Raw genomic sequence first — 22544 nt, forward strand, 5'->3', positions numbered from 1 at the left:
ATGGACTTCACCCCCACCGAGGAGCAGGAGGCGGCCCGGGAGCTGGCCGCCCGGATCTTCGCCGACCTCGCCACCCACGAGCGGCTCAGGGCGGTCGGCACCGGCACCGACGCCGAGCTCTGGAAGGCGCTCTGCGCCGCCGGACTGCCCGGCTCCGTCGAGGAGACCGGCCTGCTCGGCCTGGTGCTGCTCCTGGAGGAGCAGGGACGCGTGACGGCCCAGGTGCCGTTCGCCGCCGCCGGTGTGTACGGCATCCTCGCCGTCGCCCGGCACGGTACGGACGAGCAGCGCGCCCGGCTCATGCCCGGACTCCGCGACGGCACGACGCTGGTGACGGGGGCCTTTCCGGCGTCCGGCACGGTCGTCTCGCGCGAGGGACGCCTCAGCGGGACCGTGGACTGGGTTCCGTGGCTCAGGGACGCCACCCACGTCCTGGTCCCGGACGAGGACCGCACCCTGTGGCTGGTCCGCACCGAGGACGCGGCCCGGGTCGATCCCGTCGAGCTCACCGCGCCGTGGTCCGCCGGCCGGCTCGTCCTCGACGGGACGACGGGGGAGCGGCTCGGGGCGGGGGAGGGGCCCGGAGACGGGGAGCGGAGTGGGGAGGGCGCTGCCTACGCGGACGTGCTCGCCGCCGCGCGGATCGCGTTCGCCGGGCTCCAGGCCGGGGTCTGCGCCGGGTCGCTCGCCAGGGCCGTGGAGTACACCTCCGTACGTGAGCAGTTCGGCCGCCCGCTCTCCACCCACCAGGCCGTGCAACTGCGGGCCGCCGACGCGCATATGGACACCGAGGCCATCCGGGTCACCGCCTACGAGGCGGCCTGGCGCTTCGACGAGGCCCTGGACGCCACCGGGGCGGGCCTGACGGCCGCCTGGTGGGCCTCCGAGGCGGGGAAGCGGGTCGTGCATGCCGGGCAGCACCTGCACGGCGGCATGGGCGCGGACCTCGACCACCCCGTCCACCGGCACTTCCTGTGGGGCCGGCAGCTCGACGCCTACCTCGGCTGCGGCACCGAACTCCTCGCCGAACTCGGCGACCTGCTCGCGGAAGGAGAACTGTCATGAAGCCGGTCGTGAAGCCCGTCGTGAAGCCCGTCGTGGAGTCCGTCATGAAGCCCGGGGACGAGCTGCCGCCGCTGACGGTCCCGATCACCCGCACCCTGATCGTCGCCGGGGCCGTCGCCTCCCGCGACTACCAGGACGTGCACCACGACGCCGAGCTGGCCCGGGAGAAGGGTTCCCCGGACATCTTCATGAACATCCTCACGACCAACGGTCTCGTCGGCCGCTACATCACCGACCACTTCGGCCCCCGCGCGGTCCTCCGCAGGGTCGCCATCCGGCTCGGCGCCCCCAACCACCCCGGCGACACCATGGTCCTGACCGGCACGGTCACCGAGGTCGACGGGGACACCGCACAGGTCCGGGTCGTCGGGGCCAACGGCCTCGGGCACCACGTCACGGGGACGGTCACCGTGGAGGTGCCGCGATGAGCCTCCGCACCCGGGACGGACTCGGCGGCCGGGCGGCCGTGGTGGGCATCGGCGCCACCGAGTTCTCCAAGGACTCGGGCCGCAGCGAGCTCTCCCTCGCCGTCGAGGCGGTACGGGCGGCCCTCGACGACGCCGGGCTCGCTCCCGCCGACGTCGACGGCATGGTCACCTTCACCATGGACACCAACCCCGAGATCACCGTCGCCCAGACGGCCGGCATCGGCGAGCTGTCCTTCTTCTCCCGCGTGCACTACGGGGGCGGGGCCGCCTGCGCCACCGTGCAGCAGGCCGCGCTCGCCGTCGCCACCGGGGTCGCCGAGGTCGTCGTCTGCTACCGGGCGTTCAACGAGCGCTCCGGGCGCCGCTTCGGCTCCGGCGTCCAGCAGCGCGAGCCCTCCGCCGAGGGCGCCGCGCTCGGCTGGCAGCTGCCCTTCGGGCTGCTCACGCCGGCCTCCTGGGTCGCGATGATCGCGCAGCGGTATCTGCACACCTACGGGTTGACCCCGGACGCCTTCGGCCATGTCGCCGTCACCGACCGGCGCCATGCGGCCCGCAACCCCGCCGCGTACTTCCACGGGAAGCCGATCACCCTCGCCGACCACGCCGCCTCGCGCTGGATCGCCGAACCGCTGCGGCTCCTCGACTGCTGCCAGGAGACCGACGGCGGCCAGGCGATCGTCGTCACCTCCGTCGAGCGCGCTCGCGACCTGCGGCGCCCGCCCGCCGTGATCCTGGCGGCGGCGCAGGGTGCCGGCCGGAAGCAGGAGGCGATGACCAGCTTCTACCGGGACGAGCTGACGGGCCTTCCGGAGATGGGCGTGGTGGCCCGGCAGCTCTGGCGGACCTCCGGGCTCGCACCGAGCGACATCGACGTCGGCATCCTCTACGACCACTTCACCCCGTTCGTGCTGATGCAGTTGGAGGAGTTCGGCTTCTGCGGGCCGGGAGAGGCAGCCGACTTCGTCGCGGCGGACGCGCTGCCGCTGAACACGCACGGAGGGCAGCTCGGCGAGGCCTATCTGCACGGCATGAACGGCATAGCGGAGGCGGTACGGCAGCTGCGCGGCACCTCCGTGAACCAGATACCCGGGGCAGAGCGGACCTTGGTCACGGCGGGCACCGGGGTTCCCACGTCCGGGTTGATCCTGGGCACGGACGGCTGAGGCGACGGCCCCTGCGGTGGCCGGGCGGGGCGGGCGGTCCTTCACTCGCGGCATGAGCACACACGCACCGCCGCCGGAGCCCGGACCCGCCCCGACGACACCCACGCCCGTCGCCGGGCCCGCCCCGACGTCCACGCCCGTCGCCGGACCCCCGCCCGCACCCACACCGTCCCGGACCCCCTCGCCGTCCCTGCCGTTCTCCCCGACCCGCTTGCCGTCCTCGACCCCCTCACCCACCCCCTCACCCACCCCCTCACCCACCCGCTCGCCGTCCCTGCCCCTCTCCCCGACCCCCTCACCCACCCGCTCGCGGTTCGCGTCGCCTGCCGGGGTGCGGGCCGTGGTCGGTGCACTGGTGGCGGTGCTTGCCGGGGCGGCCCTGGTCGCCGCTCCCCTCCCGGCCTCCGCGGCCCGAGAGGGAGCCGAGTCCGGGACCCCGTCCCGCTCCACCACCCTCGCCGCCCCCGCCCACTACGTCGGCCGGGCCTTCGACACCTGTGAGGCGCCGTCCCTCGCGGTGATGAAGGCCTGGCGCAGCTCGCCGTACGGCGCCGTCGGGATCTACTTCGGCGGCCGGGGGCGCGGCTGCCCGACCCAGCGGGAGCTGAACCCCGCCTGGGTCGCCTCCGTCCACGCGATGGGCTGGCGGCTGCTGCCGCTGTTCGTCGGGTCCCAGGCGCCGTGCGTCACGGCCGCGGCCAAGCGGCCCTTCGCCATCGGGAGCAGCCCCGTGCGCCAGGGCACCCAGGAGGGGGCCGACGCGGTGCGGGCCGCGTCCGCCCTGGGGCTGGACACGAGCAGCCCGCTCTACCTCGACATCGAGGCGTACCGCTCGGGTGACGCGGGCTGCACCGCGACCACCCTCTCCTTCGTCCGCGCCTGGAGCCGGGAGGTGCGGCGCCTCGGCTACGTGCCCGGGTACTACAGCAGCGCGGACACGGGGGTGCGGGACATCGAGGCGGCGCGGCGGGCGGGTACGCAGGACCTGCCGGCCGTGATGTGGTTCGCGCGCTGGCTGGGGCGGCCCACGCTGTACACCGAGCCGGTGCTGCACCCGGAGGCGTGGATGCCGCACGCCCGGATCCACCAGTACGCGGGCAACGTCACCGAGGCGTACGGCGGGCGCCGCCTCAACATCGACCGGAACGCGATGGACGCGCCGGTGGCCAGCGTCACGCCGGTCGCCGCGTCCCTGGCCCGCGGGACGCCTGACGGGGACTCGGCAGCGCCGATCGGGGTCGAGGAGGGGGCGCTCGGCGGCCCTCGACCCTGACGCGGACCCGAGGAGTCTCCACCCATAGGAGGTGAGGCCGTCCCCACCCCTACAACCTGAGGCGGACAGCGGGTCGGGACCTGGGGCCGATCCGCCGGACGGCCCTCCCCTCCTAGCGTGGAGTCATGACTCCGCCACCCTCTGGCCCCGTCTGCGCCGGTGCCTCGCAGTACGCGTCGTACTCGACCTTCTCCTCGTACGTACGGGCGCGTGGGCCCGTACTGCTGCGCACCGCGCGCTCCCTGACCGCCAACCCCTGCGACGCCGAGGACCTGCTGCAGACCGCGCTGGCCAAGACGTTCGTCGCCTGGGAGCGCATCGAGGACCACCGTGCCCTGGACGGCTACGTACGCCGCGCGCTGCTGAACACGCGCACGTCGCAGTGGCGCAAGCGCAAGGTCGACGAGTTCGCCTGCGAGGAGCTGCCCGAGCCGGCCGGTCTCCCGGAGCCGGACCCGGCCGAGCGGCAGGTGCTGCACGACGCGATGTGGCGTGCGGTGCTGAAGCTGCCGGAGCGTCAGCGCCAGATGGTGGTCCTCAGGTACTACGAGGACCTCAGCGAGGCCCAGACCGCCGAGGTGCTCGGGGTGTCCGTCGGCACGGTCAAGAGCGCGGTGTCGCGAGCGCTCGGCAAGCTCCGCGAGGACCCGGAACTGACCCCCGTCCGGTAGCCCTGCCGCCCGGGGTCGAAATCCTCGGCAATCGCCACATACCACCACTCCTGCCAGCGATCACTGGCAATTTCCGTACTCTCGGGTAGTGACATACCGCGCGGTACGTGCGCAGAATCGCCACACCCTTTCTGCCACGTAGCGCCCACCGGGAGGACGCCCCGTGTACAGCACCATGCAGGACGTACAGCTGACCGTGAGCCGCATCCTCAAGCACGGGATGACGATTCACGGGAAGTCGATCATCACCACCTGGACGGGCGAGCCCGAGCCGCAGCGCCGCACGTTCGCGGAGGCCGGAGCACGCGCGCACCAGCTGGCCAACGCCCTGCGCGACGAACTCGGGGTCATCGGCGACCAGCGGGTCGCGACCCTCATGTGGAACAACTCGGAGCACGTCGAGGCGTACTTCGCGATTCCCTCCATGGGTGCGGTCCTGCACACCCTCAACCTCCGTCTTCCCCCCGAGCAGCTGGTGTGGATCGTCAACCACGCCGCCGACCGGGTCGTCCTCGTGAACGGCTCCCTGCTCCCCCTCCTCGCCCCGCTGCTGCCGCACCTGCCGACGATCGAGCACATCGTGGTCGCGGGTCCCGGGGACCGTTCCGTCCTGGACGGCGTGGCGCCCCGCGTGCACGACTACGAGGAGCTGATCGCGGGCCGGCCGACCACGTACGACTGGCCCGAGCTGGACGAGCGTTCGGCCGCCGCCATGTGCTACACCTCGGGCACCACCGGCGACCCCAAGGGTGTCGTCTACTCGCACCGTTCGATCTACCTGCACTCGATGCAGGTGAACATGGCCGAGTCGATGGGCCTCACCGACAAGGACACGACCCTGGTCGTCGTCCCGCAGTTCCACGTCAACGCCTGGGGCCTGCCGCACGCCACCTTCATGACCGGCATCAACATGCTCATGCCGGACCGTTTCCTCCAGCCGGCCCCGCTCGCCGACATGATCGAGCGCGAGAAGCCGACCCACGCGGCCGCCGTCCCCACCATCTGGCAGGGCCTGCTCGCCGAGGTCACCGCGAACCCCCGCGACCTCTCCTCGATGTCCCAGGTCACCATCGGCGGCGCGGCGTGTCCGCCCGCGCTGATGGAGGCGTACGACCGGCTCGGTGTCCGCCTCTGTCACGCCTGGGGCATGACCGAGACCTCCCCGCTCGGCACGATGGCCCACCCGCCGCACGGCCTGACCGCCGAGGAGGAGTGGCCGTACCGCGTCACGCAGGGCCGCTTCCCGGCCGGCGTCGAGGCGCGTCTGGTCGGCCCGGCCGGCGAACACCTGCCCTGGGACGGCGAGTCCGCCGGTGAGCTGGAGGTGCGCGGCACCTGGATCGCGGGCTCGTACTTCGGCGGCATCGACGGCGAGGCGATCCGCCCGGCGGACAAGTTCAGCGAGGACGGCTGGCTCAAGACCGGCGACGTCGGCGTGATCAGCCCCGACGGCTTCCTCACCCTCACCGACCGCGCCAAGGACGTCATCAAGTCCGGCGGCGAGTGGATCTCCAGCGTCGAGCTGGAGAACGCGATCATGGCGCACCCGGAGGTCGCCGAGGCCGCCGTCGTCGCCGTGCCGGACGAGAAGTGGGGCGAGCGCCCGCTGGCGACCGTCGTCCTCAAGGAGGGGGCGACGGCGGACTACGAGACGCTGAAGGCCTTCCTCGCCGACGAGGGCGGCATCGCCAAGTGGCAGCTGCCGGAGCGCTGGGCGATCGTGCCGGCGGTGCCGAAGACGAGCGTGGGCAAGTTCGACAAGAAGGTCATCCGAAAGCAGTACGCGGAGGGCGAGCTGGACGTGACCCAGCTGTAGTCACCGGCGGTGGAACGCGGTACGGGGAGGGCTTCGACGACGAAGCCCTCCCCGTACCGCGTTCCCGCGTTCTAGTTGGTGCCGATCTTCGCGAGCAGGTCGACGATCCGGGCCTGGACCTCGGCGCTGTTCGAGCGCTCGGCGAGGAAGAGGACCGTCTCGCCGGAGGACAGCCTCGGCAGCTCCTCCTCGGCGAGGTCGGCCGAGGTGTAGACGACGAGCGGGGTGCGGTTGAGCTGCCCGTTCGCCCGCAGCCAGTCGATGATCCCGGCCCGTCGGCGGCGCACCTGCATCAGGTCCATCACCACGAGGTTGGGCTGCGTCTGTGTGGCGAGGGTGACCGCTTCGGTGTCCGTGGCGGCCCGGGCGACCTGCATGCCGCGCCGCTCCAGGGTGGCCGCGAGCGCCTCAGCGATGTCCTCGTTCTCCTCGATCAGCAGGACCCTGGACGGGTGCTGCTCGCTGTCGCGCGGCGCGAGCGCCTTGAGGAGTACGGCGGGATCGGCGCCGTACGCGGCCTCCCGGGTCGCCTGCCCGAGTCCGGCCGCGAGGAGCACGGGAACCTCGGCGGCGACGGCCGCCTGACGGAGCGACTGGAGCGCGGTACGGGTGATGGGCCCGGTCAGCGGGTCGACGAAGAGCGCGGCCGGGAAGGCGGCGATCTGGGCGTCGACCTCCTCGCGGGAGTGCACGATCACCGGCCGGTAGCCCCGGTCGCTCAGCGCCTGCTGGGTGGAGACGTCGGGAGCGGGCCAGACGAGCAGCCGGCGCGGGTTGTCGAGGGGCTCCGGGGGGAGTTCGTCGTCGACGGGGCGGGGCGCGGGCCGGTTGGCGACCTCGACGGCGCCACCGGGGCCGTCGAGCGGCTCGGGCCCCTCGGCGGAGCCCTCGGCGGGCGCCCCTATGGCGTACGCGCGGCCCTCGGGTGCGGCGGGGACGAGCCCGAGCGAGGCCTCGGGCTGCGAGGGGGCCTGGGCCGGAGACAGGGCCTGAGACGGGGTCTGGGCCAGGGCCTGCGAAGGGGATTCCGTCTGCGGGTGCGGCCTGGCCTCGCCGTTGGACGGTGCGGGGAGCGCGGCCGGGACCGGCGGGTCGACCTCCGGCGGGGTGGCGAGCTTACGCCGCCGCCCGGAGCCGTTGGAGGGCGTCCCGGAGGCCGCGGGGGCCGCCGGGACGGGAGAGGCCACCGGGGCGACGGGGACCGCCACAGGAGGGACGGGAGGGACGGGCGGGGAGGCCACGGCGGTCGGAGGGACGAAGGGGACGCCCTGCCCGAGCGTGCGGACGCTGAACGCCCGTCCCTGGGTCGAGTCCTTCGGCATGGGCAGCTCGGGCGGCAGCGGTACGGAACCGGTGCCGGTCCCGGAACCGGTGCTGTTGCGGGGCTCGGGCCGAGCCGGGGAGGACGACGGAGCGTGCGGCACCCGCGGCACCGAGTCCGGCTCCGGCTCGGGCGGCGGAGGTGCGACGGCCCGGCGGCGCCCGGTCGGCTCGGCCGGCGGCATCACGGGCGGAACCGGCGACGGCACCGGGCCCTGCGGCTGCCCGTGCGGATGGGGCTGCGGAGGCGTGTGTTCGGCGCCGGGGACACCCCGTACGGCCTCGTGCTGCCCTTCGTCGGAGACCGGCAGCGGCCCGGTGACGGGAGCGGCACCCGGCATGGCGAACGGAGACACGACCTCGTCGGGGGCGCGGTCGGCGTCAGCGGGCGGGAGCGCGAACGGCGTCCGGGGCCCGGCTTCGGCCGCGGCCGCCCGTTCCTGCGCGGCGGCGAGCGCACGCCGACGGCGCCCGCTCGGCTGAACCTCGGGAGCGGCCTCCGCGGAGGCGACGGCCGGCAGCGCACGCGCGAGGGCGGGAGCCGAAGCAGCCCCCGAGGGCTCGACGGAGACACCCTGCGGCGGCACGGCGGCGCCGAGCGCGGCCCGCCCCTGCGCACCCTCGGCGGCGGTCACGACGGACCCCTCGGCGGGCCGCCCCCGCCGACGCCCGGTCGGCTCGACGCCGGAAGCGCCGGAAGTGCCTGAGGAGGCGGAGGAGGCTGAAGGGGTCGAGCCGGAGGCGGAAACGGCCTGCCCTACGCCCGAGTTCTGCTGGGCCGGGATCAGGTCGGCGGCTCCTCCGGCGGCCTCACCCGTACGGGCACGGCGGCGCCCACTGGGTTCCGCACCGCCCTCAGGGGCGACCGAACTCTCCAGGAAGGCATCCGTGGATCCGCGCCGGGCCCGCCGCCGCCCCCCACCGGAGCCGTCCGTGGAGTCACCGAAAGGAGCGGACGGAGCGGAAGGAGCGATAGGAGCAGGAGGGGCTGTGACGGGCGCGGAGGCCTGAACGGGCAGCGCGAGCGCCTCCCGACCACCACCGGCCGGCCCATCGGCCGGTCCACCAGCCGGTCCACCGGCCGGTCCAAGAGCCAGCGCACCGCTCGGCCCGCCGTTCCTGCTCTCCGCCGATCCCGCCGTGGCCGTCGGCCGCGTCGCGGGGATCGTGCCCCGCCCGGTGCCGAGCGGGACCTCCAGCACATACGCGCCGCCGCTCGTCCCCGGCACCTCGTGGGTCTGCACGACACCGCCGTGCGCCGCCACGATCCCACGCACGACGGGCCCGTGGACCGGGTCGCCGCCCGCGTACGGGCCGCGGACCTCGATCCGTACGACGTCACCGCGCTGTGCGGCCGCGACGACGATCGTGGAGTCGGCCGGTACGGAGCCCTGGGCGGTCGTCCGGTTCTTGCCGGTCGCGTCGACGCCGGCGACGTCCGCGACGAGGTGCGAGAGCGCGGTCGCGAGCCGGGCCGCGTCGACCTCGGCCTCGATGGGCGGCGCGTGCACGGCGAACTGGGCGCGGCCGGGTCCGATCAGATCGACGGCCCCGTCGATGCCCGCCGTCACGACGCCGTCGAGGAGCGCGACGTGCTTGTCGAGCGCTTCCGCGCCCGCGTCCAGGCGCTGGTAGCCGAGGACGTTGTCGACGAGCGCCGTCATCCGGGCGTAGCCGGCGGCGAGGTGGTGCAGGACCTGGTTGGCCTCGGGCCAGAGCTGTCCGGCGTCGTCGGCGGCGAGGGTGCCGAGCTGGGCGCGCAGCTCCTCCAGGGGGCCGCGCAGCGACTCGGCGAGGACGGCCGTGAGCTGCTCGTGCCGGGCGGTGAGGGAGGCGTACCGCTCCTGCTGCGCCTCCCGTTCGGCGGCGTTCCGTTCGGCGCGGTCGGCGAGTTCCGCCGCGTTCCGCTCGGTCAGTTCGGTGATCTCGGCAGCGTGCTCGTCGACGAGCTGCTCGTACGGCCTGCGGTCGGTGAAGGTCATGACGGCGCCGACGAGCTGGTCGCCGTCGCGGACCGGAGCGGTCGTCAGGTCGACCGGCACCCGGTCGCCCTTCTTCGCCCAGAGGACCTGCCCGCGGACGCGGTGCTTGCGGCCGGACTTGAGGGTGTCGGCGAGCGGCGAGTCCTCGTACGGGAAGGGCTCGCCGTCGGCCCGCTTGGACAGGATCAGCGGGTGCAGCTCCTGGCCGCCGAGTTCGCCGGCGCGGTAGCCGAGGATCTGGGCGGCGGCGGGGTTGACCAGGACGACCCGGCCGTCGGTGTCCGTGCCGACGACGCCCTCGGCGGCGGCGCGCAGGATCATCTCGGTCTGCCGCTGCGAGCGGGCGAGTTCGGCCTCGGTGTCGAGGGTGCCGGTGAGGTCCCGGACGACCAGCATGAGCAGCTCGTCGCCGGTGTAGCCGCCGTACGAGTCATAGGCCTCGCGGCCGTCCTCCAGGCTGGCGCTGGTCACCTCGACGGGGAACTCGCTGCCGTCCGTGCGGCGGGCGATCATGCGGGTCGGCTTGGTGCGGCCCCGCTCGTCGGTGCCTTCGGGTCGGCGCATGGAGCCGGGGATGAGGCGCGAGTCGAACTCGGGCAGGAGGTCGAGCAGGCCGCGCCCGACGAGTGCGGTGCCCGGCGTCTCGAACATGCCGAGGGCGATGGTGTTGGCGTTGACGACCGTGCCGTTGCAATTGACGAGCACGAGGCCGTCGGGAAGGGCGTCGAGTATGGCTGCGAGGCGAGCAGCGCCCCGGGATGGCCTGCTGCTCACGACGACGTTCCTCCCTGACGCACTGCAACGTGCATGCCCTATCGGCCGGCCGGCCCCATCTTGCCCCTCGGGCCGCACCCTGTCACGGAAGGGAGTCTAAGGGAGCCTCCGGGGGGTGACCCCGGTCTCATCCCGGCCCATCCTGTCTCATCCCCGGACAAGAGGAAGGACTGGCTCCAGATTTTCCCAGCGGTCGATCTCGCAGCCGTCGGCGCGGGAGAAGCGGGCGTCGACCGAGCGGCCCTGCCAGGTGCCGGTGATGTGGGCGACCGCGGGCCCGCCGTAGACCTGCGTACAGAACTGGTCCGCGGGCACGGGCTTGAACGGGTTCTCGCCCGCCTTCGCGAGCTGCTCCAGACGCGCGCAGGCGTGCTCGCGGGCCGGGTGGGTCCCGCCCGCCGGATCGTCACACGTCAGCTCGAAGGTGCCGTCGGCGTTCGGATATCCGCTCTCGGAGACGGTCACGGTCAGCGCCTCGGGCGGCGAGAGCAGAGGCAGTGGCGGCAGCGGACCGAACCCGGCGGTGCCGGCGGCGGCGGTGGCGAGGGTCGAGAGGACGAGGCGGCGCAGCATGCGGATCTCCAGGAACGGGGGAGCGGGTGTGCGGCGGGCAGGCGCGGGCGCACGGCGTGCCCCGCCCCGCCCCCTCTAACGCTCCGGGCGCCGGGGCGTTGCGCAAGCGGGGTGCGCCGGGCGGCTCAGGCCGGCGACTCCGGCGAGGAGGGCGGCTCCGGGCGGGCGGCGGTTCCGGCGCGAAGAGCGGCTCCGGGCGGGCGGCGGATCCGGCCGGGAGGTGGCTCGGTACGGCTCCGGTGGTTCCGGCGGACGGCACGACGGGGGGCGCTGGGCTTTGCTCTCGACCCCGGAGGGCTAGTACGGTGAGAATCGATTGGTGACAGCCGGTTCGCCTGTGTCATCATCTGCACGCACCACCGCGCATGCGCGAGGTGCATGGAGGCGTCGCCTAGTCCGGTCTATGGCGCCGCACTGCTAATGCGGTTTGGGTCTTAAAGCCCATCGAGGGTTCAAATCCCTCCGCCTCCGCCCCTACCGAAGCCCCGGCCCCACAGGCCGGGGCTTCGGCCGTTCCCGGAGGGGTCCGCCCACTGCCCTGTACGACGTTTTCGCAGGTCACAAGGGGTGGGGTCAATGGATTTCACATGGCGGCGGCAGTCATGTAATGTTCTGTCTGTCGCCGCGAGCGGGTCGAAAGACCGGGGAGCGAAGGCAAGACAAAAGAACAAGCACTCGTAGCTTAACGGATAGAGCATCTGACTACGGATCAGAAGGTTGCAGGTTCGAATCCTGCCGAGTGCACATGGATGAGAGGCCCGGACGAGAGTCCGGGCCTCTTGCGTTGTCAGGGTGTACAGCAGCGAAGTACAGCAACCGCGTTGATCGCTGTCTGCGAGTGCCGAAGGATCCTCCGAAAGGGTGCGAGGCCGGGCTGCCTCGGCCCGTAGGGGCTCCTGGTCGCAGGTCTAGCGGCTGAGCATCGCCAGGAGCGTGCGGCGTGGCAGCAGGCGGGTGGCGAGGACGAAGAGGGAGTTCGCCCGCCCCGGGACGACGAGGGGGCCGGTACGGCGGTCCAGGGCGCGCAGGGCGGTGCGTACGACCGCCGCCGGGCTCTGGACCATGGCCGCCGGGGCGTCCTGGTGGCGACGGGAGGCCGCCCGGGAGCTGGGCTCCGGCTCCGGCTCCGTCTCCGGCTCCGTGGCGGTCGGGCCGGGGGAGAGGGCCATGACGTGGACGCCGAGGGGGCGTTGCTCGTACCAGAGGGCTTCGGAGAAGGCCGTCACGAAGGCCTTGCCGGCGCTGTAGACGGCGAGGCCCGGGGCCGGGGCGTGCGCGAGGGTGGAGGAGACGTTGATGAGCGCGTCCCCGCGCCGGGCCCCGGAGAGGAAGGCGTGCGCCAGTACGACGACGGCGTCGCCGCTCAGGTGCAGGGCGGCCAGCGCTTCCCGCGGCCCGGTCCCGGTGAAGGGGCCGTGGTGGGCGGTGCCGGCGTTGTTGACCAGCAGCTCGACGGGACGCTGGACCAGCTCGGCGGCGACCAGTCCCTGCCCTTCGGGGGTCGAGAGGTCGGCGACCAGGTAGCGGTGGCCGGGCCCGAGCTCCTCCACGAGGGCGCGCAACCGGTCCTCGCTCCGGGCCACGGCGGTCACGGTCCAGTCGGCCGAGGCGAGTTCGCGGGCGAAGGTCAGGCCGATGCCCGCACTGGCCCCGGTGACCAAGGCGGCGCGAGCGGGTCGGGCAGGTCGGGCGGCTCGGGCGGTCACTTCTCGGCCCTGGGCACCGTGCCGGGGGACAGCAGGAAGGAGGCCTTCTCCATGACCGGCTGGCGCTGCGTGTTCTGGAAGGCCGCGATCCGCCACCGCCCGTCGGCTTCCCGGGTGAGGGTGTACGTCTGGACCTTCGACAGCTCTCCCGGCCGCCCGCCCGTGTACGTGTCGCCGCGGCTGGTGACGACGGCCGCGTCGGGGCCGAGGAAACGGATGCCCAGGATGGAGTCGGCCAGCTTCGTCCCCTTGACGAAGCCGCCGAAGAGGGCCCGGTGGGCCTCGGTGATGTCGCCGCGGCCCTGGTAGTGGGTGCCGACGTAGGTCGTGTACGTGGCGTCCTGCGTGAAGAGGGCTCCGTACGCGTCGGCGTCGGCCGCACCCCACGCCGCGGCGAGCGAGGACAGCACCCCGCACACGGCGTCGCGGTCTCCCGTGCCGGTGCCGGTGCCGGTGCCCGCCGGGGTGACGGCGGTGCACGCCGCGGCGCCGGTGACCTTGACCTCCGAGGCGGAGTCCAGCCACAGGTAGCCCCCACCGGCTGTCAGGCCGAGGGTGAGCGCGGTGGCGATCAGAGCGCGCTTGAGGGTGCGTCGACGTCGGCGGGGCGAGGCGGGAGGGGCGGGCGAGGTGGCCGGGGCATCGGCTCCGTCGCGCGGGGCGGCGGCGGTGGCGAGATCGGTGGTCATGTGGGCTCTCCGTAAGGTCGTCGGGTCGGCGAGTGGTGCGGGTCGGCGGCCGCGCACGTCAGTGCTCGGCGGACGGGACGAGGCCCGGGGCGAAGCGGTAGGAGACGGCCTCCAGCAGCGGCTTGCGCTTGGTGTTCTGGAAGGCGGCGATCCGCCACTGCCCGTCGGCCTCGCGGACGAGCGTGTACGTCTGGATCTTGGCGAGCTTCTCCGGGCGCTTGCCCTTGTAGGTGTCCCCGCGCCCGTTCACCACGGCCACGCCGGGCCCGTAGAAGCGGATGTCGAGAACCTCGTCCGCCAGCCGGGTGCCTTTGAGGAAGCCGGTGAAGAGGGTGCGGTGGCTCTCCACGATGTCGCGGCGCCCCCGGTAGAAGGTGCCGACGTAGGTGATGTACGTGGCGTCCTCGGTGAACAGCTCGCCGTAGGCCTCGGCGTCGTGGCGCTCCCAGGCGGCGACGAGGCGGTTCAGCATGGCCTGGACGGAGGCGACGGACTCGCTGGTGGACGTGCTGATGGGCTGCATGACGGACCACTCCCCAATTGGCTAGACTCATGCAGATACTGACTGAACGCAGTATCTGCATGCGTGCAGATATAAAGGTAGGAGGCGATCCCGAGAATGGCAACAGGTAGCGACGCGGACGCGCACACGGTCTTCCGGCAGTACCTGGACGCCGTCGGACTCCAGGGTCTGGCCAGCGCCGAGGCGGCCGGTCTGCACACGTCCGAGTGGTACGCGCTCAGCCTCATCACCCTTGAGGGGGGCCTGTCCTCCGGTGAGCTCGCCACTCGTACCGGGCTGACCACGGGCGCGACCACCCGGCTCATCGACCGACTCGAACGGGCCGGTTACGCCCGCCGGGCCGCCGATCCGAGCGACCGGCGCCGGGTCATCGTGGAGCCGGTGCCGGACGCGCTGGGTCGCATCGAGGACGTGGTCGGCCCGGCCCGCCGGCACATCGCGGCGGTGATCGGCTCCTACCCGCCGGAGCACCAGGCCGTGCTCTTCGACTACTTCGCCCGCGCCGCGCCCGCGTTCCGCGCGGCCACGGAGGAGATCCGCGGCGCCGCGGCGCCCCGGCGGAGCAAGCGCCGGCCGGAGAAGCCGGAGGAGACCGGCTAGGGGGTGTCCTGTCGATCAGGCCGGATCAGGGCGCGGCACCAGCCGCCGCGAGCCCGGACTGATCGACAAGACACCCCCTAGGTCCACCTTGGCCAACTGGTTCGAGGGACAGGGAAGAAGTCTGACGCGCAGGAGTTGCCGGCGGCTGGAGGACGGCGCCTGACATCAGCCGCTGACATCAACGTCCGCGTACACCAGCGCATGTGTGAGGACGGCAGATCGTTTTGGGCCGTGAGCCGGCCGGGGCCGCCTTCCATGGATGTGGGTCGGCACGCGCCTGCGGATCGGAAGATCGCAGGTTCGAATCCTGCCGAGTGCCCATGGACGAGAGGCCCGGACGAGAGTCCGGGCTTCTCGCGTTGTGGGGCCGTACGGCAGCGAGGTACAGCGACGGGCTCAGGTCCGAGCGCTGACCGGGTTACTGGTTCTTCCTCGGGCGGCACGCTTACCTGGAGCCGCACGTCTGGCCGGAGCTGTAGGGGCGTCCCGCGTCGGAGACTGCCCGGCGCGTCGCCATCGGATTACCGGGTCATTTGCCGACTGCCGTGTGATTGCGCGCCTCATGGTGACCCCGCCCAAAGCCGCTCCATGACCCCGCAGTTCAGCTGCCGCTTCCATTTGCGAGACGCGTCCGGCGAGCGCATGGTGGGAGATGGGGAGAGGGCTCTGGTATCGAAGATCAAGGCAGCTGGCCGGGCCGCATGTCATCGGCACCCTCGTCGCGCCTGGCCTACAAGCGACTTAGGCGCATTCTTCGTGGCCTCCTTCAGGTGAATCACCCGTGCGCGCTACCGACAAGCGCTTGCCCTGAGGTCTGCGGCGGTTGCTACAGAGGGGCACCGGAATGGAATTCTTCCCGATCGTCACCCTTGTCATCGCGACTTTCCTTCTCCTGATTGGGATCGTGGGGCGCGGGGCGAGCATGGGGTCGTCGCAGTTCCACATCACCCTGGAAGGGAGCATCGGACGCCTTCCCAGGGTCGCCATCCTGGCGGTCAGTATCGTGACCTACGGCCTGGCCATTTTCGGCTTCATATACGTGGCGCAGTCCAATTCGGAACCTAAAACGACTCCTACGACTCCTGTGACATCTGTGGCTTCGACGGAATCGCCGAGTTCCCAAATTGCGGTGAACGTCGTGAGTGAACTGTGGGAGGACGAGGGGGTTGTCGAAGAGCGGGACGAGATCAGTATTGCTGGATCCGATCCCTTGGTTCTGACTACGAACGAAAATGATTCCAGCGCAACAGACGTCTTTTATCTGGACAAGGCCGTGGCCGACCTGGAGGTGAACTATTCCGTCAAGATTGTCGTCACATACTCGGACGGAACCGTGAATGAATATGAGGGGAGGGGGGCGCTGGTTGCACAAGATGGCCAAACGTTTAGCGTCACACTCGATAGGAACGGCGTGCCTGCGCTCGAATAGTGCGTGGCTCCTGGCGTGCTGCAGCCGGTGAGGTGGGGGTTCGGGGGTGGTCCGGGGGGCCTTCGGCGTCGGCCGGTCGGGGGGTTAGGGTCGGATGATCGTTCTTTTCGCTTCGAAGGTGGGGGTTGGGGCATGGCGCTCTTCGGAAACGCGCACGCGATTGATCCGGCGCAGGCGCAGCAGGACTACGCGCGGCTGCTCGGGCAGGGGGAGCAGGTGCACGCCGCGTACCTGCTGATCCGCGACACGATCTTCTTCACCGACCGGCGGCTCGTGCTGGTCGACAAGCAGGGCATCACCGGCAAGAAGGTCGAGTACCACTCGATCCCGTACAAGAGCATCACGCACTTCGCGGTCGAGACCGCCGGCACCTTCGACCTGGACGCCGAGCTGAAGATCTGGATCTCGGGCAGCCAGCTGCCGGTCCAGAAGACCTTCACCAAGGGCGTCGACATCTACGAGGTGCAGGCGATCCTCACTCAGTTCGTCGCCCGGTAGGCAGCGGGGCGCCGCCATAGGCGTGGGGGAGGGATTTCCGGGGGCATACCCGGGAATCCCTCCCCTTTTGGGTGAACCTGTCTTATTTGCATGTCAGTTGAATATGCCTTCGTCCTAGCTTGCGAGGCGGAGGTGATGATCGATGGACGCGATCGACATCGATGACTTGGTGTACGCCGCCACCGGTGCGCCCTTGCGGCGCCTGACCGCGCCGGACGGGACCCACTGGTTCCCCGTCGTGGACGTGGCGAAGCGGCTGGGGTACGCGGGGACGCGGGAGGCACTGCGGACCGTGGACCTGCCCGGGACGTGCCTGGTGTCCGCGCGGGAGCTCGCCGGGGGCGAGGAGTTCCTCGGGCGGTGCGGGATCAGGGCGGCGACGCGGATGGTGAGCCTGCAGGGGCTCGTCCAGCTCGTCGGGGCCTGCCGGAGACCGGAGGCCGGCCCGTTCCGGGCGTGGACGGCCGAGGTCATAGCGGCGATCCAGCGGTACGGGGGGTACGGGCTCGAACCCTCCCCCGTGCACACCGGGTTCGTCCTGCCGCAGCAGCTCGTCGACGTCCTCGTACGCCTCGACGGACAGTTCGACGAGCGGGCCGCCGCGTACGCCGAGCACACCGAGTACGCGGAGCTGCTCCGTGAGACCCGGCGGAGTCTCTCAAGGGTCGCCGACTCCCTTGAGCGGCTCTCCGTGCCGCGCCAACGCACCGGCGCCGCCGTCGCCCTCACCCCGCAGGAGCTCGTCGAGTCCTGGGCCATCACCGGCGATGTACGGACGGTCGCCAGCTGCCTCGCCCCCGCTCTGGTCCGGGGCGGGGTCCGCTACCGGGCGCAGGACGTCACCCGGCGCACCGGTCTCTCCCGCGAGCGCGTCCGGGACTGCGTACGCCTCCTCATCGAGCGCGGCTGCATGCGGGAGGTCGGGGGGCCCGACGCGGACGGGGCACGGATCTACGTCCTGCCGTAGGGCGCCGCTGCCACCGCCACCACCTGGTACGCGTCCTCGTAGACGATCCTGCCCGGGTTCGCCGACTCCAGGCGTACACAGGGCACTCCGTGGTCACTGAGGATGCGGAGGTACGGGGCGACCCGGGCCAGTGCCTCGGTCGCCGTCGGGCGGAACCAGGCGGCGGCGCCCGGGTTCAGCTCCGGGTCGTAGACCGTCGGGTCGACCGTGGTCGGGTTCGGGAAGTGGGCGTCGTACCAGTCGTTCGAGGAGCGCCAGACCGCCCACTCCTCGGGGGAGAGCCTGCCCTCCTCGGCCAGCGAATTGGCCAGTCCGAAGACGCCGGGGTGATGCCCCCGGGGGCTCCGGGTCGGGGACTGGAACCGGATGTGTCGGAGACTGGGCATCCACGGAGCATAGGGAGGCGCGGGCGTGGAGTGGCGGTGTCGGGGGATCACCTGGAGCGGGGGCGTGCCCGGGCTGCGGTGGCGGGGCGGGAAGGTCAGTGCCCTCGCGTACGGGCAGGTGCTCGCCTTCCGGGCCGTGGGGGAGCGGCGGTGTCCCGGGGCCCGGGGGAACCCCTGTCCCCTGGAGGCCGTCGTGCCGGGCCGGGCCACCGGCGGGCGGTGCGCGGAATGCGCGCGGCTCGACCGGGCGCACTCCGTGGCCGCCGACACCTTCCTGGACGATCCGCAGCCTTACCGGGTGTACCTGGCCTGGTTCGGGCCCGGTATGACCAAGGTGGGGATCACCGCCGAGGCCCGGGGCGAGGCCCGGCTCCTCGAACAGGGCGCCGTCACGTTCAGCTGGCTCGGGCGGGGGCCGCTGATGGCCGCCCGGCGGACCGAGGAGGTGCTGCGGCAGGCTCTGGGGATCCCCGACCGCGTGGCGTACGAGCGGAAGCGGGCCGCCCGGCACGCGCTGCCGGCCGCTGCGGAACGGGCCCGCGAGGTCGGGGAGCTGCACCGGCGAGCGCGGGAGGTGGGCGGCTGGACGGAGACCCTGGAGCCGCTGGAGTTCGCCCCGCGTGACCACGTCCCGGCCTTCGGTCTCGACGGGCTGCCGCCGCTCGCCGGCACGGTCACGGAGCTGGTCGACGGGGGTGTCGTCAGCGGGCGGCTGCTCGCCGCCGCCGGGCCCGATCTGCACCTCCTCGACCCGGGCGGACGCTGTCTCGCCCTCGACACCCGGCTGATGGGCGGCTGGGCGCTCCAGGCGGCGGGGGAGGGCGAGGCCTTCTCCGTGCCGGTGTCGGAAGCGGTGTCCGCCGTCGACCCGAGCACCCAGGGGGAGCTGTTCTGAGGGGGCCGGCCGACCGCAGCGGTCCCTTCGTAAAGTCTTGGATCCCCTTGCCCGGGCGCTGTGGACATCCCCCCACCGGCCCGGCAAGGGTGATCACATGACCCCCAAGCTGGTGGCGGACCTCGAACCGCCCTACTACACGGCTGTGTTCACTTCGATCCGGCCCGACGCCCCCGAGGGCTACGCCGAGACGGCCGCACGGATGGACGAACTCGCCAGAGAGATGCCCGGCTTCCTCGGCCACGAGTCCGCCCGTAGTCCCGGCGGCATCGGCATCACCGTGGCCTACTTCCGGGACCTGGAGGCACTCGACGCCTGGCGTCTGCACGCCGAGCACCAGGCCGCCAAGGCCCACGGCCGGGAGCACTGGTACGACAGCTACAGCGTCCACATCGGCAAGGTCGAACGGAGTTACAGCTTTGAGCGCGAGTAGCGAGAGCCGAGAGAGCCACGAGAGCCGAGAGGACCGCGCCGGTAGCGAGAACCGCGAGCGCCGTGAGGCCGACGACATCCGGGCCCTCGTCGAGCGGCTCGGCATTCCCGGGCTCGTGGACGTGCACACGCACTTCATGCCGCAGAACGTCCTCGACAAGGTCTGGGCCTACTTCGACGCCGTCGGTCCGCTGACCGGCATGGAGTGGCCCATCACCTACCGCGAGGAGGAGGAGCGCCGGCTCGCTCTCCTGCGCGGCTTCGGGGCGGTCGCCTTCACCGCGATGCTCTACCCCCACAAGCCCGGGATGGGCGCCTGGCTGAACTCCTGGGCCGCCGACTTCGCCGCCCGCACCCCCGACTGTCTGCACACCGCGACCTTCTTCCCCGAGCCGGGCGTCGACCGGTACGTCCAGGAGGCGCTCGCCGCCGGAGCCCGCGTCTTCAAGGTGCACCTCCAGGTCGGCGGCTTCGACCCGAATGACCCCGCGCTGGACGGGGTCTGGGGAGCCCTCGCCGACAGCGGCACCCCCGTCGTGGTCCACTGCGGCTCCGGGCCCACCCCGGGCAACTTCACCGGGCCCGGGCCCATGGCGCGGCTGCTCGCCCGGCATCCCAGGCTGCGCGTGATCGTCGCCCACATGGGGATGCCCGAGTACGGCGACTTCCTCGATCTCGCCCAGCGGTACGAGGGCGTCCACCTGGACACCACCATGGCCTTCACCGACTTCAGCGAGCGACTGGCGCCGTTCCCCGAGGCGGAGCTCAAGCGGCTCGTGGACGTCGGCGACCGGATCCTCCTCGGCTCCGACTTCCCGAACATCCCGTATCCGTACGTGCACCAGCTCCAGGCCCTCGAACGTCTCGGGCTCGGGGACGACTGGCTCCGGGGCGTCCTGTACGAGAACGGCGCCGCGTTGTTTCACGTGAAACCGTCCTCGGACCGCTGAGTCCTTTCTCAGGGAATTCACAGGAAAGGGAAAGAGGCCTCTCAGCGGCGCCCGCGAGCGTGGGTTCCATGACCGTCACCACACGCCGTACCGGCACCCGCGCCGACATGCTCCGTGCCGACGGAACCGCCGTCCGCGTCCTCGTCGTCGACGACGAGGCCTCGCTCGCCGAGCTGCTCTCCATGGCCCTGCGCTACGAGGGCTGGCAGGTCAGAAGTGCCGGGGACGGGGCCGCCGCGCTGCGCTCCGCGCGTGAGTTCCGGCCCGACGCCGTCATCCTCGACATCATGCTGCCCGACGTCGACGGGCTGAGCCTGCTCGGCCGGATCCGGCGCGAGCTGCCGGACGTACCGGTGCTCTTTCTGACGGCGAAGGACTCGGTCGAGGACCGGATCGCCGGACTCACGGCGGGCGGCGACGATTACGTCACCAAGCCCTTCAGCCTGGAGGAGGTCGTGGCCCGGCTGCGCGGCCTCATCCGCAGGTCCGGGGCGGCCGTGGCGCGCAGCGAGTCGCTGCTCGTCGTCGGGGACCTGACCCTCGACGAGGACAGCCACGAGGTCACCCGGGGCGGGGCCTCCATCCACCTCACGGCGACCGAGTTCGAGCTGCTGCGCTATCTCATGCGCAACCCGCGGCGGGTGCTCAGCAAGGCGCAGATCCTCGACCGGGTCTGGTCGTACGACTTCGGCGGTCAGGCCAATGTCGTCGAGCTCTACATCTCGTACCTCCGGCGGAAGATCGACGCGGGGCACGCCCCGATGATCCACACCCGGCGCGGGGCCGGCTACCTCATCAAGCCGGGGGAGTAGCGGCTCGTGTGGCGAGGTGCAGGGCAGCGGACACGGTCTCCGAGGACACGGCGGCCGTGGTCGCTGCGGACTCGTCTCGTCGTCTCGGCGGTCGCGCTGATCGCGGTCGTCGCGGCCGTCATCGGCACCGTCACCACGATCGCGTTCCGCTCGTACCTGTACGACCAGGCCGACAAGCAGGTCCGCGGACTGTCCAACCGGGCCGCCGGGCCTCCCGGCGCGATGGTCGAGCCCGATCCGGGCCGGGACCGGGATCCGCTCTTCTTTCTCGGCGGGCCGGGTGCCCCGATAGGGACCCTCGGCGCCGCCTTGACCGCTGCGGGGGAGGTCTCCTCGGCCGGGTACTCGACGGAGGAGGCAGGCAGCGGCCGGTTCCCCACGAAGCCACTCGACGGGGCCCAGCGGGCCGTGCTCGCCGCAGTCCCGCGTGACGGCGAGCCGCACACCGTCGAACTGCCCGGCGGCCTCGGCTCCTACCGGGTCGAGTACGCGAAGGGCAGCCACGCCGCCTTCCTCACCGGCATCCCGCTCACCGAGGTCGAGAACGCCCTCTCCACCCTTGTCCTCGTCGAACTCAGCGTCACCGGCGCCGGCCTCTTCGCGGCCTCCCTCGCCGGAACCGTGCTCGTCCGGGTGGCCCTGCGGCCCCTGCGACGGGTCGCTGTGACAGCACGGCAGGTCGCCCGGCTGCCCCTGCACAGCGGGGAGGTGGCGCTCCACCAGAGGGTGCCGGAGACGGAGGCCGATCCCCGGACGGAGGTCGGCCAGGTCGGCGCGGCCATCAACCGGATGCTCGACCACGTCCACTCGGCCCTCGACGCCCGCCAGCAGAGCGAGACCCGCGTCCGGCAGTTCGTCGCCGACGCCAGCCATGAACTGCGCACCCCGCTCGCATCGATCCGGGGGTACGCGGAGCTGACCCGGCGCGGCCGCGAGGAGTGCGGCCCCGACACCCGGCACGCCCTCGGCCGGATCGAGTCCGAGGCGACCCGGATGACGGGCCTGGTCGAGGACCTGCTGCTGCTCGCCCGGCTCGACGCCGGACGACCCCTCTCGTACGAGCCCACCGATCTCGTCCCGCTGGTCGTGGACGCCGTGAGCGACGCCCGCGCCGCCGGGCCGGACCACCACTGGAGCCTCGAACTGCCCGAGGACGGCGGGACACCGGTACGGGCGGACGGCGCCCGGCTCCAGCAGGTGCTCGTCAACCTCCTCGCCAACGCCCGTACGCACACCCCGCCCGGAACCAAGGTCACCGCGCGGGTCCTGACCGGGGCGGACGCGATGACCGTCCAGATCGAGGACAACGGGCCCGGCATCCCGCCCGCGCTCCTGCCCGCCGTCTTCGAGCGGTTCGCGCGCGGCGACGCCTCCCGCTCCCGCAACGCCGGATCCACCGGCCTCGGGCTCGCGATCGTCCGCGCCGTCGTGCTCGCCCACGGCGGGGAAGTGACCGTCGAAAGCACCCCCGGCCGGACCGTCTTCACCGTCCGGCTGCCCGCCGACCAGGTCCCGGGCACCGGCACGGACCCGTACGCGCCCCACTCACAGGCAGGCCACAGGCTCATCACACAGCCGTGACAGCGGCCCCG

General features: G+C 72.3%; 21 protein-coding genes and 2 tRNA genes. 17 read left to right on the forward strand and 6 right to left on the reverse strand.

Annotated elements, in window-relative coordinates:
- The 6 genes from OG514_RS13555 to OG514_RS13580 all read left to right on the forward strand — a co-directional run bounded on the left by OG514_RS13555 (position 1) and on the right by OG514_RS13580 (position 6416).
- A complete protein-coding gene (locus OG514_RS13555; protein ID WP_266894286.1) occupies positions 1-1065 on the forward strand; it encodes an acyl-CoA dehydrogenase family protein in 1065 nt (354 codons plus the stop codon).
- A gap of 44 nt (positions 1066-1109) precedes the next feature.
- On the forward strand, positions 1110-1493 hold the full coding sequence (locus tag OG514_RS13560) for a MaoC family dehydratase (protein WP_266900845.1): 384 nt from the start codon (positions 1110-1112) through the stop codon (positions 1491-1493).
- Complete coding sequence (locus tag OG514_RS13565) at positions 1490-2656, forward strand: lipid-transfer protein (protein ID WP_266894288.1); 1167 nt, start codon at positions 1490-1492, stop codon at positions 2654-2656. Before OG514_RS13560 ends, OG514_RS13565 begins: the two co-directional genes overlap by 4 nt.
- 52 nt (positions 2657-2708) lie before the next feature.
- Positions 2709-3929, forward strand: a complete 1221-nt coding sequence (locus OG514_RS13570; protein WP_266894290.1) for a DUF1906 domain-containing protein — start codon at positions 2709-2711, stop codon at positions 3927-3929.
- Between the two features lie 125 nt (positions 3930-4054).
- A complete protein-coding gene (locus tag OG514_RS13575) occupies positions 4055-4600 on the forward strand; it encodes a SigE family RNA polymerase sigma factor (protein WP_266894292.1) in 546 nt (181 codons plus the stop codon).
- 163 nt (positions 4601-4763) lie between these two features.
- Positions 4764-6416 carry a long-chain fatty acid--CoA ligase gene (locus tag OG514_RS13580; RefSeq protein ID WP_266894294.1) on the forward strand — a complete coding sequence of 551 codons (1653 nt, stop codon included), beginning with the start codon at positions 4764-4766 and terminating at the stop codon, positions 6414-6416.
- A gap of 71 nt (positions 6417-6487) precedes the next feature.
- Here the strand turns inward: OG514_RS13580 and OG514_RS13585 are convergent, their stop codons facing one another.
- Together OG514_RS13585 and OG514_RS13590 are read right to left on the reverse strand one after the other, a co-directional pair.
- The gene (locus tag OG514_RS13585) at positions 6488-10492 is read right to left on the reverse strand and encodes a PAS domain-containing protein (protein WP_266894296.1); all 4005 of its coding nucleotides are present in this window, start codon (positions 10490-10492) and stop codon (positions 6488-6490) included.
- Between the two features lie 147 nt (positions 10493-10639).
- On the reverse strand, positions 10640-11065 hold the full coding sequence (locus OG514_RS13590; RefSeq protein ID WP_266894298.1) for an SSI family serine proteinase inhibitor: 426 nt from the start codon (positions 11063-11065) through the stop codon (positions 10640-10642).
- Between the two features lie 380 nt (positions 11066-11445).
- Here OG514_RS13590 and OG514_RS13595 point away from each other — a divergent pair.
- Positions 11446-11536: transfer RNA gene (locus OG514_RS13595), tRNA-Ser, on the forward strand.
- 200 nt (positions 11537-11736) lie between these two features.
- Positions 11737-11809, forward strand: a tRNA-Arg gene (locus tag OG514_RS13600).
- A gap of 164 nt (positions 11810-11973) precedes the next feature.
- On the opposite strand, the gene OG514_RS13605 is transcribed toward OG514_RS13600, so the two are convergent.
- The 3 genes from OG514_RS13605 to OG514_RS13615 are packed head-to-tail and all read right to left on the reverse strand — an operon-like array spanning position 11974 to position 13983.
- The gene (locus tag OG514_RS13605) at positions 11974-12771 is read right to left on the reverse strand and encodes an SDR family oxidoreductase (RefSeq protein ID WP_266894300.1); all 798 of its coding nucleotides are present in this window, start codon (positions 12769-12771) and stop codon (positions 11974-11976) included.
- A complete protein-coding gene (locus OG514_RS13610) occupies positions 12768-13460 on the reverse strand; it encodes an SgcJ/EcaC family oxidoreductase (protein ID WP_266894302.1) in 693 nt (230 codons plus the stop codon). The genes OG514_RS13605 and OG514_RS13610 overlap by 4 nt, the downstream gene beginning before the upstream one ends.
- Positions 13461-13518: 58 nt before the next feature.
- Positions 13519-13983 (reverse strand): SgcJ/EcaC family oxidoreductase, encoded by a 465-nt coding sequence (locus tag OG514_RS13615; RefSeq protein WP_266894304.1) that lies wholly within the window; start codon positions 13981-13983, stop codon positions 13519-13521.
- 96 nt (positions 13984-14079) lie between these two features.
- Between OG514_RS13615 and OG514_RS13620 the strand changes: the two genes are divergently transcribed.
- From OG514_RS13620 to OG514_RS13635, 4 genes are all read left to right on the forward strand, one after another.
- The gene (locus OG514_RS13620; RefSeq protein ID WP_266894306.1) at positions 14080-14583 is read left to right on the forward strand and encodes a MarR family winged helix-turn-helix transcriptional regulator; all 504 of its coding nucleotides are present in this window, start codon (positions 14080-14082) and stop codon (positions 14581-14583) included.
- An 844-nt stretch (positions 14584-15427) separates the two neighbouring features.
- Complete coding sequence (locus tag OG514_RS13625) at positions 15428-16012, forward strand: hypothetical protein (RefSeq protein WP_266894308.1); 585 nt, start codon at positions 15428-15430, stop codon at positions 16010-16012.
- A gap of 132 nt (positions 16013-16144) precedes the next feature.
- Positions 16145-16510 carry a PH domain-containing protein gene (locus OG514_RS13630; protein WP_030318096.1) on the forward strand — a complete coding sequence of 122 codons (366 nt, stop codon included), beginning with the start codon at positions 16145-16147 and terminating at the stop codon, positions 16508-16510.
- A gap of 142 nt (positions 16511-16652) precedes the next feature.
- Positions 16653-17477, forward strand: a complete 825-nt coding sequence (locus tag OG514_RS13635; RefSeq protein ID WP_266894313.1) for a BRO family protein — start codon at positions 16653-16655, stop codon at positions 17475-17477.
- On the opposite strand, the gene OG514_RS13640 is transcribed toward OG514_RS13635, so the two are convergent.
- On the reverse strand, positions 17462-17863 hold the full coding sequence (locus tag OG514_RS13640; RefSeq protein ID WP_266894314.1) for a hypothetical protein: 402 nt from the start codon (positions 17861-17863) through the stop codon (positions 17462-17464). The two genes, OG514_RS13635 and OG514_RS13640, sit on opposite strands and share 16 nt — an antisense overlap.
- A gap of 64 nt (positions 17864-17927) precedes the next feature.
- Here OG514_RS13640 and OG514_RS13645 point away from each other — a divergent pair, with 64 nt between their 5' ends.
- The 5 genes from OG514_RS13645 to OG514_RS13665 all read left to right on the forward strand — a co-directional run bounded on the left by OG514_RS13645 (position 17928) and on the right by OG514_RS13665 (position 22533).
- The gene (locus tag OG514_RS13645; RefSeq protein WP_266894316.1) at positions 17928-18758 is read left to right on the forward strand and encodes a DUF2797 domain-containing protein; all 831 of its coding nucleotides are present in this window, start codon (positions 17928-17930) and stop codon (positions 18756-18758) included.
- A 97-nt stretch (positions 18759-18855) separates the two neighbouring features.
- Entirely contained in the window at positions 18856-19191 is a 336-nt protein-coding gene (locus OG514_RS13650; protein WP_266894318.1) for an antibiotic biosynthesis monooxygenase, read from the forward strand.
- A gap of 76 nt (positions 19192-19267) precedes the next feature.
- On the forward strand, positions 19268-20140 hold the full coding sequence (locus tag OG514_RS13655; RefSeq protein WP_266900846.1) for an amidohydrolase family protein: 873 nt from the start codon (positions 19268-19270) through the stop codon (positions 20138-20140).
- 68 nt (positions 20141-20208) lie between these two features.
- Positions 20209-20952, forward strand: a complete 744-nt coding sequence (locus OG514_RS13660) for a response regulator transcription factor (protein ID WP_323181536.1) — start codon at positions 20209-20211, stop codon at positions 20950-20952.
- A gap of 6 nt (positions 20953-20958) precedes the next feature.
- On the forward strand, positions 20959-22533 hold the full coding sequence (locus OG514_RS13665; protein WP_266894320.1) for a cell wall metabolism sensor histidine kinase WalK: 1575 nt from the start codon (positions 20959-20961) through the stop codon (positions 22531-22533).
- The last annotated feature ends 11 nt before the right edge of the window (positions 22534-22544 follow it).

It is taken from the genome of Streptomyces sp. NBC_00572 (genome assembly GCF_026341815.1).
Lineage (GTDB): Bacteria > Actinomycetota > Actinomycetes > Streptomycetales > Streptomycetaceae > Streptomyces.

Coding starts and splice junctions, on each gene's coding strand:
- OG514_RS13555 (WP_266894286.1), top strand. CDS start 1: ATGGACTTCACCCCCACCGAGGAGCAGGAGGCGGCCCGGGAGCTGGCC.
- OG514_RS13560 (WP_266900845.1), top strand. CDS start 1,110: ATGAAGCCCGGGGACGAGCTGCCGCCGCTGACGGTCCCGATCACCCGC.
- OG514_RS13565 (WP_266894288.1), top strand. CDS start 1,490: ATGAGCCTCCGCACCCGGGACGGACTCGGCGGCCGGGCGGCCGTGGTG.
- OG514_RS13570 (WP_266894290.1), top strand. CDS start 2,709: ATGAGCACACACGCACCGCCGCCGGAGCCCGGACCCGCCCCGACGACA.
- OG514_RS13575 (WP_266894292.1), top strand. CDS start 4,055: ATGACTCCGCCACCCTCTGGCCCCGTCTGCGCCGGTGCCTCGCAGTAC.
- OG514_RS13590 (WP_266894298.1), bottom strand. CDS start 11,065: ATGCTGCGCCGCCTCGTCCTCTCGACCCTCGCCACCGCCGCCGCCGGC.
- OG514_RS13610 (WP_266894302.1), bottom strand. CDS start 13,460: ATGACCACCGATCTCGCCACCGCCGCCGCCCCGCGCGACGGAGCCGAT.
- OG514_RS13615 (WP_266894304.1), bottom strand. CDS start 13,983: ATGCAGCCCATCAGCACGTCCACCAGCGAGTCCGTCGCCTCCGTCCAG.
- OG514_RS13620 (WP_266894306.1), top strand. CDS start 14,080: ATGGCAACAGGTAGCGACGCGGACGCGCACACGGTCTTCCGGCAGTAC.
- OG514_RS13625 (WP_266894308.1), top strand. CDS start 15,428: ATGGAATTCTTCCCGATCGTCACCCTTGTCATCGCGACTTTCCTTCTC.
- OG514_RS13630 (WP_030318096.1), top strand. CDS start 16,145: ATGGCGCTCTTCGGAAACGCGCACGCGATTGATCCGGCGCAGGCGCAG.
- OG514_RS13635 (WP_266894313.1), top strand. CDS start 16,653: ATGGACGCGATCGACATCGATGACTTGGTGTACGCCGCCACCGGTGCG.
- OG514_RS13640 (WP_266894314.1), bottom strand. CDS start 17,863: ATGCCCAGTCTCCGACACATCCGGTTCCAGTCCCCGACCCGGAGCCCC.
- OG514_RS13650 (WP_266894318.1), top strand. CDS start 18,856: ATGACCCCCAAGCTGGTGGCGGACCTCGAACCGCCCTACTACACGGCT.
- OG514_RS13660 (WP_323181536.1), top strand. CDS start 20,209: ATGACCGTCACCACACGCCGTACCGGCACCCGCGCCGACATGCTCCGT.